Consider the following 13,929-nt stretch of genomic DNA (forward strand, 5'->3'; position numbering starts at 1 on the left):
CGTTAACATCATTCACACCAGCTGCGCAAGTGGTAATTTCGATCCACCAGTTGTCAAGGTTGCCAACATTGCCATTGAGGTTGTCATCGGTAACATTTAAGGTCCAGGTGCCATTAGGATTTTCGCCATTAAATGCGCCCAAGCAACCTTCCGGAACTAGCTCAGTTTTTACGACATTGTCTTGGAAAGGGGTTGTTAAATCAGCAACAGCTTCCGTTGCATTGTCATACCATAATGTTCCGTCAAAAACATTGGTAGAACCACCGGCACGATCCGTTACTAGTGTTGTTGTTGTTCCTTGAGGTGAAGTTAAAGTGACGTCTAAATCACCACAGGATGTATGAGGTGTTTTGGTAAAGATTTTGATTTCACTAATACGATAAGGCAATCCGGTTACGCTGACTGTGGGATTGATCGATGCGTTATCCGGAATCGGTGTTGACACACTGTTAGTATAAGTTTTAGTGACATAAGTTGGTTTGCCGACATAAGTGGCAATATCAAGCTGAGCAGCATTAAGTGTACCAATATCTCCACCCGCGTCATCGATAACTGTTAAAGTCCAGGTGCCATTCGGATTTTCACCATTAAAAGCAGACATAGCGCCTTCTGGTTGTAAGGTTGGTTGAGGCACTAAATCAACATAATTAGCATCTGAACTGTTGGTGGCAGCTTGATCATCCCACCAAGTGCCGTCGAATACATTATCATTCGCGCCACCATTATCCGTTGTTATGGCAACTCGAGTGCCTTGAGGGGACGTAAGGTAGATATCTAAATCGTCAGCAAAAGAGTTAGTAATAGAGGTTCTTAAATTGACATCCCAAACTTTTCCGACGGCGTTGGTAATATTAAAAGTTGCCGTGTTGGTGCTAAGATCGGGAATGGGCACTGGAGCATTCACACTTGATGTGTAATAGTTAGAAATGACATTAGCCGGTTCCGTTGGCACAATTTGAGCTTGAGTGGATAAAGTTAAGCCTGCCAAGCTCGCGAGGCATGCTAACCATAGTTTTTTATAATTTTGTTTTTTCATAAATTTGTCCTTAATTTTGTTTTTCTCCTTGGTTGGGTTAAATAAGAATGGTGATACTATGCTGAGTTTAATAAAATTCGCTATACGTCATTTGGCGTAGAAGAAGAAATAGCTTAGATTCCATTTATGATAAAATCAACCCCAAATAAAAAAGCTTTTCGAGAATATGAAAAACAACCTAAGAAGAAAAAAAATCAGATGCGACTTCAGCAAGAAGCAGAACACACACTAGGACCGAAGCGTTTAACAATCGAAAAGAAAGTGAAAAAGGTGTAGATTAATAAGGATGAATGACGCCAAACTGCAATCTCAATGGTATCAAGATGCGATTATTTACGAACTGAATCTCAAGACATTTGCCGATAGTGATGGAGATGGAATAGGGGATTTTGTTGGGCTGACGCAGAAATTGGATTATTTACAGAATTTGGGAGTAACAGCGTTGTGGTTGTTGCCTTTTTACCCCTCACCATTGCGTGATGATGGATATGATATTTCGGATTATTTTTCAGTTCATCCTAGTTATGGAACATTAAAAGATTTTAAAACTTTTTTAAAAGCAGCGCATCAACGCGGGTTGCGCGTGATTACCGAGTTGGTGCTGAATCATACTTCCGATCAGCATCGATGGTTTCAGGAATCGCGTCGTGCTGAGTTTGGAACACGTTGGCGCGATTTTTATGTTTGGAGCGATTCGCCGCATGTTTACTCCGAAGCGCGAATTATTTTTAAAGATTTTGAAGCTTCAAATTGGACGTGGGATCCTGTAGGTCGAGCTTATTACTGGCATCGTTTTTATTCGCATCAACCGGATTTAAATTTTCACAATCCTGCGGTGCGCGAAATGATGTTCAAGGTGATTGACTTTTGGTTGGAGATGGGAGTCGATGGATTGCGTTTGGATGCGGTGCCTTATTTGTTTGAACGAGAGGGAACCAATTGTGAAAATTTAGAAGAAACGCATAACTTTTTAAAAGATCTGCGTGCTCATGTGGATGCTAATTTTCCTGATCGCATGTTGCTGGCGGAAGCCAATCAATGGCCGGAAGACGCGGCAAAATATTTTGGTCAGGGTGACGAATGTCATATGGCATTTCATTTTCCTTTGATGCCACGTATTTACATGGCTTTGAATCGTGAGGATCGCTACCCCATTGTGGATATTTTAGATCAGACGCCAGCGATTCCTGCAACGACGCAATGGGCGCTGTTTTTGCGTAATCACGATGAATTAACGCTGGAGATGGTGACAGATGAAGAGCGTGATTATATGTATACCGTATTTGCTAAGGATCAACGCGCGCGCATTAACTTGGGCATTCGCCGTCGCTTGGCACCTTTGTTGGGCAATAATCGTCGCAAAATTGAGTTGTTGAGCATGCTGCTACTTTCGTTGCCTGGCACTCCGATTATTTATTATGGCGATGAAATTGGGATGGGAGACAATATTTATTTAGGTGATCGCAATGGAGTGCGAACGCCGATGCAATGGAATGCAGATAAAAACGCGGGCTTTTCCAAAACTAATCCACAACAACTTTTTTTGCCGGTCATTATTGATCCAGAATATCATTACGAAACAGTTAATGTGGAAGTTCAGGAAAAAAATCTTTCTTCCTTGTTATGGTGGACGCGGCGTTTAATTGCGATGCGTAAACATTTTAAATGTTTTGGTCGCGGCAGCATTCGTTTTTTAAATTTGGATAATAATAAAGTCTTAGCCTTTACTCGAACTTATGAGGAAGAAACGATTTTGGTTTTAATTAATCTTTCGCGTTTTTTGCAGGTTGCAGAATTGCATTTGGTTGAATATGCGGGACAAATTCCTGAGGAGGTTTTTAGTCATAATCGATTGCCGATGATTCGTGAAGCGCCTTTTGTTATTACTTTAGGGCCTTACGATTGTTTTTGGTTATTACTTTCTTCTGAAAAGAAAAAAGTAATCTCGCGTTCGGTGGAGCCTTTACTTTTAGAAGATCAAGCAGATTTCGAAAGTCCGATGTTTCAACAGAAACTGGAAACACAAATTTTATCTCATTATTTGCCTGTTTGTCGTTGGTTTGGCGGTAAAGCGAAAACTATTTTTAAAATTCTTATTCATGACCAAATTTCTTTCGAAATGTCCAGTGTGAAGGATTTGGCGACTCAATTTTTCATTGTTGAGATTCTTTATACCGAAGGGTTGCCTGAATTTTTTATTGTTCCTTTGCAAATTCATACTTTGGGTGAAAAAGAGGTTATTTCTCAAATTTCGCCCTTATCCTTATTGGCTCAATGGGAAGAGGGGGAATCTAAGGGTTATTTAATTGATGCGATGGCTAATGATAGTTTTCGCCATCAATTGTTAAGTTTTATTTTAAGTCGCAAGAAATTAGAAGGCGCTAAAGGTAAATTAGTTGGCAGTTCTTCTAAAAATATTGCAACAAAATATCGTCAGGAAAAACTTCCTCAAACTTCGCAGATGTTAGAATTGGACCAAAGCAATAGCGCCTTAATTTATGGAGATAAATTTTTTCTTAAGTTGTATCGCAAAACTCAGGAGGGCGTAAATCCTGATGTTGAAATTAATCGTTATCTTAGCGATTTAGGTTTTACCCATATTCCTCGTTATGTGGGAGCTTTAGATTATGTCACGGAAAAAGGAGAAAGTTATTCATTAGCTATTTTACAAGAGTTTGTAGCAAATGAGGGTAATGCCTGGAATTATGCCCAAGGAGCGTTGGGCCGTTTTTTTGAAAGGGTCTTGGCAGATCGTGAAAATCTTCCTTATCTTTCTGAACTTGCTCCAGAAGAGCCACTCCCTGAAAGGCTCTATGTTTTATTGGAAGGTGTTTTTTTACAGCACATGCGTCTGTTAGGACAGCGCACAGCTGAATTGCATCTTGCTTTAGGACGTGAAACAGAACAGTTGGAGTTTTCTCCTGAACCTTTTACTCAACTTTATCAGCGATCGCTTTACCAATCTTTGCACGCTTCTTTGAAACGCCAGCAGCGTTTGATTGAGAAACAGTTGTCTTTTTTGGAGCAACCTATGCGTTCCGAAGCAGAAAAATTTTTGTTGATGGGTGATAAAATTAGCGCAGACCAGCAAAGACTTTTACAGAATAAAATAATCGCAAAACGCATTCGTATTCATGGCGATTATCATTTGGGGCAAGTTTTATTTACGGGAAAAGATTTTATTATCATCGATTTTGAGGGTGAGCCTGTGCGCCCAATGGGTGAGCGGCGTATGAAACGCTCACCTCTATATGATGTGGCGGGGATGTTGCGTTCATTGGATTATGTGGCGTTTGGCACTTTTTTGCAATCGCGTCTGACTTTGCCCCAGGATCGCGATTTTCTTAAAGATTACGTGTTATTTTGGACGAATTATGTGAGTGCGGCTTTTTTGGAAAGTTATTTTAAGGTGATGGGAGATTCTTCTTTGTTGCCGCAAGATTCTGATATTTTAAAATTATTATTGCGATCGTTAATTTTAGAAAAAGCTCTTTACGAAGTGGGTTATGAGTTAAATCATCGTCCACTTTGGTTTAGTATTCCACTTTTGGGCATTGAGCGATTGATGCAGTCTCAAAGTATTGTTGAAAAATTGCCACAGATTTTGAAAAATGAATTCACGCGTCAGAATTTGTGAATTTAAGAGTTTGGCGCAAAATATAAAAATATTGTTGGTTTAAAAACTATGGAATCTTTTCTTATTGAGAGCGCTCATTATTTTTCGGAAAAGGCGACGAGTTGGGTTCAAAAACTGATCCAGCTTTCCCCTTTTTTCTCTTCAAGAAATTGGTTCGAAACTTTTTCGAATCAAACCATTGTGCTTTCACTTTTAAGTTTGATAGTTGCTGCGTTGGTTATTTTTTTGGCTCATAGCTTTTATCGATGGCGATTGAGAGTGAGTAAAACGACGTGGTTCCAAAAATTTTTTGTTGCAGTGATGAAGCCAGTGTTTTTAGGGGCCTGGATTTTGGGATTTTATTACGCTTTGGCACCCTTGCTATTAAGCGTGGAAACAGCCCATCCGACGCTTCATCTTTTGCCTTTTTTTGCAGGGTTAATGAGGTTAGCGAGTTTAGTGTTGTGTTACGGGTTAGTGGTGCGCTTGGTGAGGACGGGTCTTTTATTTCTCAAAGAGCGTGCGGATCAGACTCAAAATCAGGTCGATGATTTAGTGGTAGCCTTGTTCATGAAAGTGAAAAAGGGGGTGTTCGGAGTGATTGGATTTGCTTTAATTTTGCAATATTTCAATTTTTCAAATCGGGTTGAGTGGGCGCTTCAAAAGACACTTGCGATAGTATTCATTATCATAGTTGCATGGATTTTACATCAAACGGTTTTGGTTTTTAAATCTTACTTTTTAAAACGCTATCGTTTGGATGATGCGGATAATTTTAATGCGCGAAAAATTCATACGCAATTTCAGGTTTTAGAAAAAGTAGCTTTTGTTGCTATTACCATTTTTGCAGTGGCCTCGATTTTTATGTTGTTCGAGAATTTGCGACATTTGGGTTCCAGCATTTTAGCTTCGGCAGGTGTGGTGGGTATTATTGTGGGTTTTGCGGCGCAGCGAACTTTGGCGGATCTTTTTGCGGGATTCAAAATAGCGTTGACTCAGCCAATTCGATTGGACGACGCGGTAATTTTAGAGGGAGAGTTTGGTCGCATTGAAGAAATTACTTTAACTTATGTGGTCATTAAGGTTTGGGATCAGCGCCGGTTGATTGTGCCTTTGAGTTATTTTAATGAAAAAGTATTTCAAAACTGGACAAGAAAAAGCACCGATTTAATCGGGTCGGTAATGTTTTATTTGGATTATGGCGTTCCGGTTGCCGTATTAAGAGAACAGGCTAAAAAAATTGTTGAAAAAAATCCTTTATGGAATCGTGCCGTGTTTGCATTACAAGTGACGGATTTAAGAGAAAATACCATGGAAGTTCGAATTATTGCCAGTGCTAAGGATGCGCCTAGCGCGTTTGATTTGCGATGTCATATTCGTGAAGAAATAATTGATTTTGTTACGCAGAATTATCCTCAATGTTTGCCAAAAGCTCGATGGGAAGGCGCTTGGCATAAAGACGCAGTTCCTTTCGGAATTCGTTAAGACGACCTAGTCGATCATTTTCTTTAGCTCAATAGCTAGACAGAAATTCTCAGATCATCGCTTAAAAATGACTTGGAGAAAAATTCTTAATCCTTAAAAAGAAAGTATGAATTCAAACCTAACAAAAAATATTAAATTACAGGTTGAATGTTTTATTGAAGCGCCGCGTGAACGGGTATGGGAGGCGTGGACAGATCCCATGCAAGTCAAAGAATGGCTGGGGTTGGGTGTGGCTATTGAATCGGTAAAAATAGATCCTCGCGTTGGCGGCAGGTTTTGGGTTCAGATTAGAATGGCAGATGACGAATTCTTTACCATGTCTGGAACCTATCTGGAAGTAAAACCACCCGAACGACTGGTTTATACGTTGGATTGGGAGAAGGACAACAGTGGCAAAAAGTTTGGCGAACTGGAAGGTAATGAGTCACGCGTGACAGTAATATTTCACGCGCGCGCAGAAGAAACGCAACTCGTGGTGACACACGAAAATTTACTTTCCATGGAGAGCTACGATCGTCATAAGATCGGTTGGCCCATTTGGCTGGAGCAATTGACTAAATTTATCGAAAGGGAAAACCGATAACTCTTTATGAAAACACCTTTTACCGGCGGCTGCGCGTGTGGCGCGATTCGTTACGAAGTTTCGGCGGAACCGCTTATGATGGTGCAATGTCATTGCCGCGATTGTCAATATGTGACGGGTGGCACCGGGATTTATGTCGTGGTTGTGCCCGAAAAATCTTTTCGAATAACACAGGGTCAATTGCACTATCGTTACACCGAAAGCGTGGCCATGGGTCAGCACAAACGTGGTTTTTGTGAAAAATGTGGTTCACCCTTAACCGGCGCTCAAAATCGCGAAGGCACCACGGGCATGATCGGTGTTACCGCAGCGAGTTTGGACGATCCTAGCGAATTTAAATCCCAAATGAACGTCTGGGTTTCCGACGCCCAACCTTGGACTTACCTCGATCCTGCTTTGCCGAAGTTTGAACAATATCCGAGTTCTTAGCAGTTAAGTTATGAATTTCCTCCCTGATACTTCAGTTAGATTTTTATCTAAAAATCTTGGAGCACTAACACAACGCTGTTTAATATGTCGTCTTCCAGCATATTATGATTATACAGAACAACAAAAAGATTCAATCCATGGTTTGCTTTCTATATTTTGTTCGAGGTGTGGTCATTTTCGATTACACCGCTTCGCAAAAACAGCGACATGGAATAATGTTAGTTCACGACAAATTGCAAACGCTTCAGGATATATCCGCGATAATCAAGGTTATGTCATTAATTCGGAGGCTGATGTAGAATTTCTTAAGGATTTAAAAACTCCTAGTGTTGCAGAGAAAGCTCATAAATTATTGCGAGCTTTTTCTAAGATGTTTCCTATTGCTGGGACGGTAATAGAACTTCGAACATTTCAGCTAGATAAAAGGCTTAAACATTATCTTGATATGGCTGATGAAGGTTTACCGGCAAGAGCAACTGATGATAAAATTTCAATTAATATGTTTCCATTACTTAGTTTTGCGTGGGCTGAAAATGAGATGGAATTAAAATTTTTACTTATAGAGCATCTTTGCAAGAACGTGAATTTTTTAGTGGGTGAAGATAACTATGTTAAAACAGGCGATTTTAGACCATGTTGGATGATGATTGCTCCTAAAGGTTGGGAGTATTTAGAAAGTGTAGGTTTATCAGATAGCAAAACAGGGTTTGTGGCAATGTCGTTCGATAAGTCTATGAACAAAGTATGGCAGGATGCGCTTCGACCGGCAATAGAAGATGCCGGTTATTCACCATTAAGAATTGATAAACATGAACATAACAATAAAATTGATGACGAAATTATAGCCTCTATTAGAGGAGCACGATTTGTTATATCAGATTTTACCGAAGGGCGGGGTGGGGTTTATTTTGAAGCGGGTTTTGCAGCAGGTTTAAATAAGCCTGTTATTTGGACAGTGCGAGAAGATTGGCTTAATAAGCTTCATTTCGATACTAGACAATTCAATCATATTTCATGGAATCAAAATGATCTTCCTGCATTCAAAATAGCTTTAAAAAATCGAATTGAAGCGACTTTAGGCCGTGGGCCTATTTGAATCTAAACTTAATTAAGTTTTTCTTCTTTATTTTCTATGTGGCGAAAAGGCGATGGTATTGACTTTGCTGGTTCATTTTTAGCATTTTTTAGATATGCTGTTAAGCTTGTTTTTAATTTTTCACCCCAAAATGGATCGTGAAGATCGTATACAATAACCCGAAGATGCCTTAGATCAAAAGGAACATCTTCAAGGTTTCCTGTCAAAAATACGACTGGTTTTTTTGCAGCGTGTGCTAATCCAAGCTCATAAAAAACATTCGCATTTTTTCCTGTTAAATCAGCTAAAAGTATTTTCGATTTTTGAATTTGCTCCCAAATTTGTTCGATTACAGTTCCAGTTGAAAAAAGTTCATCTGCACGAAATGGCTCCATACCAGCTTCCTTAATAGCTGGCATAAAAAGATCTTTATAATATAAATCGAACCAATGACCGAAGGGCATCATTACAAAACAAGTATCCAGAAAAGTTCTTCCCTTGCTTGCGTCTTCAGTCATTATTGATTTTGATGGAATATGTGCTCCATTGCCTGTTGGTTTTGCTTCATCCGTTGGATCAGTTAAATCTCCTGCACGAAATGCTTTCAAAAAATCTAAATTTTTAGTAAAAGTTTCTATGAATACTTTTACTCTTTCGCGGGGAATTTTAAATTCACGAACTAACGTATTCTCAAAAAATTCATCTTCTGGTAGTTTTTTGCCTTTATAAAATTCTTCAACTTTTCGAAATTCTTCAACTTTTCGAAAAGCATTAAGAAGCGCTTTTTGTCTTTGTTGTGGTGACCCTGGTGCTATAACGTCATTTCCTATTTGCCCCATAGATACAGTTGCCGCAGCACCTGAACCTTCAACAAGCCCATATTGGTTGGCTGATTTAAGTAAATCTAAAAATCGCCAATCGTTTGATTTATTGAAGCCAACAGCTTTAGAAAGCATATCAGCTTTCATTGGATTGCCTGCGTTTTGTTGTTCAATGGCTTTAGGAATTTCGATTGCTTGTTCGAGCGTATTTTTTGGAAAAGTCCAGTTGGCTTTCGTTGATATTTTAGAAATACTACGACGTTTTGTTTGTTGAGCCATAACTGAAGGATTGTCATTATTAGAATTTTGAGTTTTAAGTCTACTCTTCATCACGTAAATTTTATAGCTTAACAATGAACATTTAAAGTTAAAATTATTCTCCTTATCTTTATTTTAAAATTTTTGTTAAAAATAAATTATTCCATACTAATTAGGCAAAAAGCTTTAAACCTGATCCGGAATTTCGGGTTCGACGAGTTGGGTGAGGAGGGTTAAGGATTCTTGCCAGCCGAGGTAGCAGGCTTCGGCGGGAATCATGGCCGGGATTCCTTCTTGTGTGATGTTGAGTTCGGTGCCGCAAAAGACTTCTTTTAAAGAGACGGTGGTAATCATTTCGCCAGGAAGGTTGGGATCGTCGAATTGGTCGGTGTAGCGAATCCGTTCGTTGGGTTTGAGTTCTAGGTAGGTTCCGCCGAAGGAGTGACTTTTTCCGGTGGAGAAGTTGGTAAAGTGCATTTTGTAAGAGCCGCCGACTTTGGCGTCCATGTGATGAATTTTTGCTGTGAATCCGTGAGGTGGCAGCCATTTGACCATGGCTTCAGGGTCGATGAAGGCGCGAAAGACGCGTTCAGGTTTAGCGCGGAGAACTCGGTGAAATCGAACCGTATTGGTTGTGCTCATAATTGATGTTGTTGCATTATAAACCCAAGAAACAAATTCGTCACTCCTTTAGTCAAGGCGCTTTAGCGCGCAGGGCTGAATCTATTTCAGCATAAAGTTGGCTTAAGCGACTTTTTCCTTTTTTCCCTTTTTCTCCCTTAGGTTGAACCGGCATGTGTTTTAGAAAATGGTAAACTTCAGGAGTGGCTTTTTCAATGGCGTGACGAATGATTGGATCGCTCATATTAGATTTGTTATCGGCGGCAGTTGTTTCAAGAGCGAGCGCGGCGTAGGCGAGAGGCCCAAGCACGTGTCTTGCCTGATCGACACTGGGCAGATCGGTGTGGGTGTAGGCAACGGCCGCCGTCAACATAGCGGCGCGCGCGGCATATTTTGCAGCGGGTTGATCCGCTTCTTTGCTGGCTGAGTGAGCCGCCCAGGCCAGGGTGCGAAGGGTCTTATCGCGTTTTCTGCCACGTCCAAAGGCGCGACCTCCTTCAATGGCTTCGCGAGGTCGCTTATCCGTCGGAAAGCGGTCTTCAAACACCGAAAGTGCTTGTTCGGCGCAGTCGGCAGCCCACAAAGCGATCGGTCGTAGTAATTCTTGTTCTTGTGTGGAATTTCCAAGAGAAGTTTTCTCCATTCCATTATTTTAATCCGAAATTGTTTATAAGAGCAATCTAGTTGAATCATTCATTGGAGTGCGTTTGCAGATAAGAGTTGAAGATGCTTTACTCGCGATATGGCACAATCTTATCCCACAATTATTTCTGGTCTTCGTAGCCCTTTTGATCAAATTCAAGGCATTGTTTATTTCGGGCGGATGTTAGATAAAATTCGGCTCATGGCTGCGGGGAAGTTGCCTGAGGGATGGCACGCGGCGCGAGGCGTGAATATGAAGGGAAGTTTTGATTGGCGTTGTTGCCAGTTTTTGCAGGTGGATTATGCCAAGTTGGAAGCGGAGACGCTCAAGGGCGATAAATCCGATGAGGAATTGCTCGAATGGGCGTTTACTCAAAGCCGAAAGCCGAGTGAAGAAGAAATTGAAGTCTGGAATGGGTTTATGACCAAGCGCGGTTGGCGCGATGCCGGCACGCAGCGATTGAATGAGCGACTTGCAGAAATCGGATTACCACCGGGCACGGTGCAGACGATGTTTGAGTTTATTGATCTTGATGAAGGTCGGTTGAAGCTGAATTCATGAAATTTGTTTATAGTTAAATAAAAGATCTGAATCGTAATGTTTAACTATTAAAGAAATCTGGATCCCCGGGTCAAGCCCGAGGATGACAGAAAATAGGACTTGGATTTCTGGAATCGAGCTAGAGGATGACACCATCTAAATCAAGTTGTTAGGTCTAAGAAGAGATTAACCAAGGACGAAAAAGGCGTGTGATAAGGGGCATGACGATCCAGGTGAGGCATAAGACCATGCCTAAAGAAAAAATAAGAGAGTGACTCAGGAATGATGACGTAAAAATATGGGCGCCTTGCAGAAAAGAGATGGCGAGACTTGTGGGATAAACGCCGATTAGAGTGATGATAGCCATTTTCCATCGAGGTGGTGGTTTTTGATTGGCGCGAAACCAAGCTTCCAGTCCGCAGAGTTTTCGCGACGTGGGTTCTCCTTCTGTCATGGGTTTCACGCGCGTTTCCCATTCTTGAAACAGGGGCGAGGCATAAAAATCGTCGCGCTCCGCTTCACTAGTAAACGTGCGAAGAATTCCATATTCGCGCGTGCTCGATCCGGGCGGTGGAATCAGCAGGTTGGCGCCCAAGACGCTTTTATGATTAAAAGAAGCTTGGAAAAATTCCCGAAGCGCTTGTTGAAATTCGGCTTCGTATTCTGGTTTGACGCGGCGCGTGATGGCTATGTGAATCGGCATGTTAAAAATTAAAATAACACGCTTTTTCTTAAAAGAAGAAATTATACAAAAACTTTGCTTGAGGGCGCTAAGGGTTAAAAATTTGTCGTATTTAATATAAAAATCTTTGACTGATATAATTATGTCATATAAAGACATAATTATGTCAGTCATTAAATCGGCTAAATCTATTTCCCGATCTTCCTCAAAATCTTCCTTCAAATCTTCTTCTAGGTCTTCTTCTAGATCTTCCTCCGAATATTCCTCGAGATATTCCTCGGGATTTGCCTCCACATCTTCTTCCAGATTTTCCTCGCGATCTTTTTCTCCTCAATCTTTTGTGGCGTTGCGGCGTGCGGTGAAGGGGTGGTCGCAAATGATGTTGTCGAATCGATCTGGCGTGCCGCGAACAACGATTAGCGCGATTGAAGGGGATAAGCTGGCGCCATCGGTTGCTACGGCCTTGGCTTTGGCGCGAGCATTGGAATGTTCTGTGGAAGAGCTATTTGGAGGGGTTGATCGGGAGACGAGCAGTTCTTTATCGCATTGGGCTTGGATGCCACGGGGCGAGTCGTCTCGTTATTGGGAGGCGGAGGTAAGTGGGCGCCGTTTGCTTTATCCAGTGGAAGGGCTTTTTTTGAATGCGATTTCACATGACGGGGTTTGGCAAAGTGGGGTGGAGCGAGGGACGAAAAATGTTTTGGCGGAGAATACGTTGGTCATGGCTTGTTGCGACCCTGCGGCGGGTTTGTTGGCTTCAGAGTATGCGCGAGTCAGTGGGTTTCGTTTGATTATTTTTTCGCGTGGGGGGAGTGAGGCGTTGGATTTGTTGAAGCGTGGTTTGGTGCATGTGGCGGGGTTGCATCGTTCGACTCAGGAGCAGCCGGATCGAAATGAGGAGACGGTTCGTGATAGACTTGGTGATAATTTTCAATTAGTGCGCGCGGTGCAGTGGCAAGAGGGATTGGTTTTGGGGGCCGAAAATCATGTGCGTTCGGCGCGCTCTGCAGTGAAGCAAGCGCGACGTTGGGCGTTGCGAGAGAAGGGATCGGCTGCGCGGGAGTGTTTAGATGAATTGTTTGACGGCAAATCTGTTTCGGGGCGAACGGTGCGCAGTCATTCTGCTGTGGTGGAAGCTGTGCGAGGAGGTTGGGCAGATGCGGGCGTGTGTGTGCAGTTAGGAGCTGAGGAGGCGGGGCTTAATTTTTTACCGGTTCGCATGGAGTTTTTGGATTTTTGTTTTGAGAATTCGTTAGCGCGTGATGCGCGCGTTTTGGCGTTAATTCGTCTTTTGAGAAGTCGCGATTATCGAGGCTTGATCAGTGAATTACCCGGTTACGATGCGCGGTTGACGGGGGAGTTTATCAATTGAAATATATGAAAAAACTGGTTTTCTTTTTGTTGTGTTTGACTGTGACGAATTTGCCGGCAGCAGAGATAAAAGTTGCGGCTGCTTCGGATCTAAAATTTGCTTTGGATGAATTGGTGGCCGAGTTTCAAGCCAAACATTCCGAGATTAAAGTGAGTGTGACATATGGGTCGTCTGGTAATTTTTTTGCGCAGTTACAAAATCAAGCGCCGTTTGATCTTTATTTTTCGGCTGACATAGCATATCCCAAAAAACTTGTTGCGGCCGGTTTAGCTTTGGAGAATCATGTTTTTTCTTACGCGGTGGGTCGATTGGTTGTGTGGGTGCCCAATCAATCTTCGATTGAGGTGAAAAAAATGGGCATGAAGTCATTACTTGAACCGGCTGTGAAAAAGGTGGCGATTGCCAATCCGAAACATGCTCCTTATGGGGTGGCGGCTAGGGCGGCGATGCAATCGTTAAAGGTTTACGATGCGGTGAAGATGAAATTGGTTTATGGTGAAAATATTGCGCAGACGGCGCAATTTATTCAGAGTGGCGCGGCTGATATTGGAGTCATTGCTTTATCTTTGGCGATTGTTCCACAAATGAGTGATAAAGGTCGTTATTGGGAGGTGCCACTGGAAGCTTATCCCAAAATGGAACAAGGGGGGATAATTTTAAATTGGACCACGGATGTGAATGCTAGCCGGACTTTTCGCGATTTTGTGTTGGGTGATCATGGGCGCGAAGTTTTGAAGCGCTACGGATTTTTCTTGTCGAAAAAATAGA

The 13,929-nt window shown here is 41.9% G+C and carries 14 protein-coding genes; 9 read left to right on the plus strand and 5 right to left on the minus strand.

Translation table 11 applies throughout. The features are described from left to right. Positions 1 to 1,036: proprotein convertase P-domain-containing protein (locus tag K1X66_06535; GenBank protein MBX7158024.1), on the minus strand; the 1,036-nt coding region annotated here is incomplete at its 3' end. Positions 1,037 to 1,162: 126 nt separating this feature from the next. Here K1X66_06535 and K1X66_06540 point away from each other — a divergent pair. The 6 genes from K1X66_06540 (at position 1,163) to K1X66_06565 (ending at position 8,245) form a co-directional block, all read left to right on the plus strand. Beyond that, the gene (locus K1X66_06540; GenBank protein MBX7158025.1) at positions 1,163 to 1,312 is read left to right on the plus strand and encodes a hypothetical protein; all 150 of its coding nucleotides are present in this window, start codon (positions 1,163 to 1,165) and stop codon (positions 1,310 to 1,312) included. Positions 1,313 to 1,322: 10 nt separating this feature from the next. Next, on the plus strand, positions 1,323 to 4,673 hold the full coding sequence (treS, locus tag K1X66_06545) for a maltose alpha-D-glucosyltransferase (protein ID MBX7158026.1): 3,351 nt from the start codon (positions 1,323 to 1,325) through the stop codon (positions 4,671 to 4,673). 48 nt (positions 4,674 to 4,721) lie between these two features. Continuing rightward, positions 4,722 to 6,137 carry a mechanosensitive ion channel family protein gene (locus tag K1X66_06550; protein ID MBX7158027.1) on the plus strand — a complete coding sequence of 472 codons (1,416 nt, stop codon included), beginning with the start codon at positions 4,722 to 4,724 and terminating at the stop codon, positions 6,135 to 6,137. Positions 6,138 to 6,243: 106 nt separating this feature from the next. Beyond that, a complete protein-coding gene (locus tag K1X66_06555) occupies positions 6,244 to 6,720 on the plus strand; it encodes an SRPBCC domain-containing protein (protein MBX7158028.1) in 477 nt (158 codons plus the stop codon). A gap of 6 nt (positions 6,721 to 6,726) precedes the next feature. Further along, positions 6,727 to 7,149, plus strand: coding sequence for a GFA family protein (locus K1X66_06560; protein ID MBX7158029.1), 423 nt, complete (start codon positions 6,727 to 6,729; stop codon positions 7,147 to 7,149). Between the two features lie 10 nt (positions 7,150 to 7,159). Continuing rightward, positions 7,160 to 8,245 carry a nucleoside 2-deoxyribosyltransferase gene (locus tag K1X66_06565; GenBank protein ID MBX7158030.1) on the plus strand — a complete coding sequence of 362 codons (1,086 nt, stop codon included), beginning with the start codon at positions 7,160 to 7,162 and terminating at the stop codon, positions 8,243 to 8,245. Between the two features lie 8 nt (positions 8,246 to 8,253). Here the strand turns inward: K1X66_06565 and K1X66_06570 are convergent, their stop codons facing one another. From K1X66_06570 to K1X66_06580, 3 genes are all read right to left on the minus strand, one after another. Continuing rightward, entirely contained in the window at positions 8,254 to 9,324 is a 1,071-nt protein-coding gene (locus K1X66_06570; protein ID MBX7158031.1) for a hypothetical protein, read from the minus strand. Positions 9,325 to 9,489: 165 nt separating this feature from the next. Then, positions 9,490 to 9,945 carry an SRPBCC family protein gene (locus tag K1X66_06575; protein MBX7158032.1) on the minus strand — a complete coding sequence of 152 codons (456 nt, stop codon included), beginning with the start codon at positions 9,943 to 9,945 and terminating at the stop codon, positions 9,490 to 9,492. 52 nt (positions 9,946 to 9,997) lie between these two features. Next, complete coding sequence (locus K1X66_06580) at positions 9,998 to 10,567, minus strand: hypothetical protein (protein ID MBX7158033.1); 570 nt, start codon at positions 10,565 to 10,567, stop codon at positions 9,998 to 10,000. 99 nt (positions 10,568 to 10,666) lie between these two features. On the opposite strand from K1X66_06580, the gene K1X66_06585 reads away from it, so the two are divergent. Continuing rightward, positions 10,667 to 11,128 (plus strand): DUF5069 domain-containing protein, encoded by a 462-nt coding sequence (locus tag K1X66_06585; GenBank protein ID MBX7158034.1) that lies wholly within the window; start codon positions 10,667 to 10,669, stop codon positions 11,126 to 11,128. A gap of 154 nt (positions 11,129 to 11,282) precedes the next feature. Here K1X66_06585 and K1X66_06590 read toward each other — a convergent pair whose 3' ends face one another. After that, positions 11,283 to 11,810, minus strand: coding sequence for an antibiotic biosynthesis monooxygenase (locus tag K1X66_06590; GenBank protein MBX7158035.1), 528 nt, complete (start codon positions 11,808 to 11,810; stop codon positions 11,283 to 11,285). Positions 11,811 to 12,129: 319 nt separating this feature from the next. Here K1X66_06590 and K1X66_06595 point away from each other — a divergent pair, with 319 nt between their 5' ends. Next, a complete protein-coding gene (locus tag K1X66_06595) occupies positions 12,130 to 13,161 on the plus strand; it encodes a helix-turn-helix domain-containing protein (protein MBX7158036.1) in 1,032 nt (343 codons plus the stop codon). Between the two features lie 5 nt (positions 13,162 to 13,166). After that, the gene (gene modA, locus K1X66_06600; protein MBX7158037.1) at positions 13,167 to 13,928 is read left to right on the plus strand and encodes a molybdate ABC transporter substrate-binding protein; all 762 of its coding nucleotides are present in this window, start codon (positions 13,167 to 13,169) and stop codon (positions 13,926 to 13,928) included. Position 13,929: the final 1 nt, after the last annotated feature.

The sequence above is a fragment of the Verrucomicrobiia bacterium genome (assembly GCA_019694135.1).
Lineage (GTDB): Bacteria > Verrucomicrobiota > Verrucomicrobiia > JADLBR01 > JAIBCM01 > JAIBCM01.

Excerpts from the sequence above, each read along its gene's own strand:
- K1X66_06590 (MBX7158035.1), bottom strand. The coding sequence starts at position 11,810 with ATGCCGATTCACATAGCCATCACGCGCCGCGTCAAACCAGAATACGAA.
- K1X66_06585 (MBX7158034.1), top strand. The coding sequence starts at position 10,667 with ATGGCACAATCTTATCCCACAATTATTTCTGGTCTTCGTAGCCCTTTT.
- K1X66_06560 (MBX7158029.1), top strand. The coding sequence starts at position 6,727 with ATGAAAACACCTTTTACCGGCGGCTGCGCGTGTGGCGCGATTCGTTAC.
- modA (MBX7158037.1), top strand. The coding sequence starts at position 13,167 with ATGAAAAAACTGGTTTTCTTTTTGTTGTGTTTGACTGTGACGAATTTG.
- treS (MBX7158026.1), top strand. The coding sequence starts at position 1,323 with ATGAATGACGCCAAACTGCAATCTCAATGGTATCAAGATGCGATTATT.
- K1X66_06565 (MBX7158030.1), top strand. The coding sequence starts at position 7,160 with ATGAATTTCCTCCCTGATACTTCAGTTAGATTTTTATCTAAAAATCTT.
- K1X66_06575 (MBX7158032.1), bottom strand. The coding sequence starts at position 9,945 with ATGAGCACAACCAATACGGTTCGATTTCACCGAGTTCTCCGCGCTAAA.
- K1X66_06555 (MBX7158028.1), top strand. The coding sequence starts at position 6,244 with ATGAATTCAAACCTAACAAAAAATATTAAATTACAGGTTGAATGTTTT.
- K1X66_06580 (MBX7158033.1), bottom strand. The coding sequence starts at position 10,567 with ATGGAGAAAACTTCTCTTGGAAATTCCACACAAGAACAAGAATTACTA.
- K1X66_06540 (MBX7158025.1), top strand. The coding sequence starts at position 1,163 with ATGATAAAATCAACCCCAAATAAAAAAGCTTTTCGAGAATATGAAAAA.
- K1X66_06550 (MBX7158027.1), top strand. The coding sequence starts at position 4,722 with ATGGAATCTTTTCTTATTGAGAGCGCTCATTATTTTTCGGAAAAGGCG.
- K1X66_06570 (MBX7158031.1), bottom strand. The coding sequence starts at position 9,324 with ATGGCTCAACAAACAAAACGTCGTAGTATTTCTAAAATATCAACGAAA.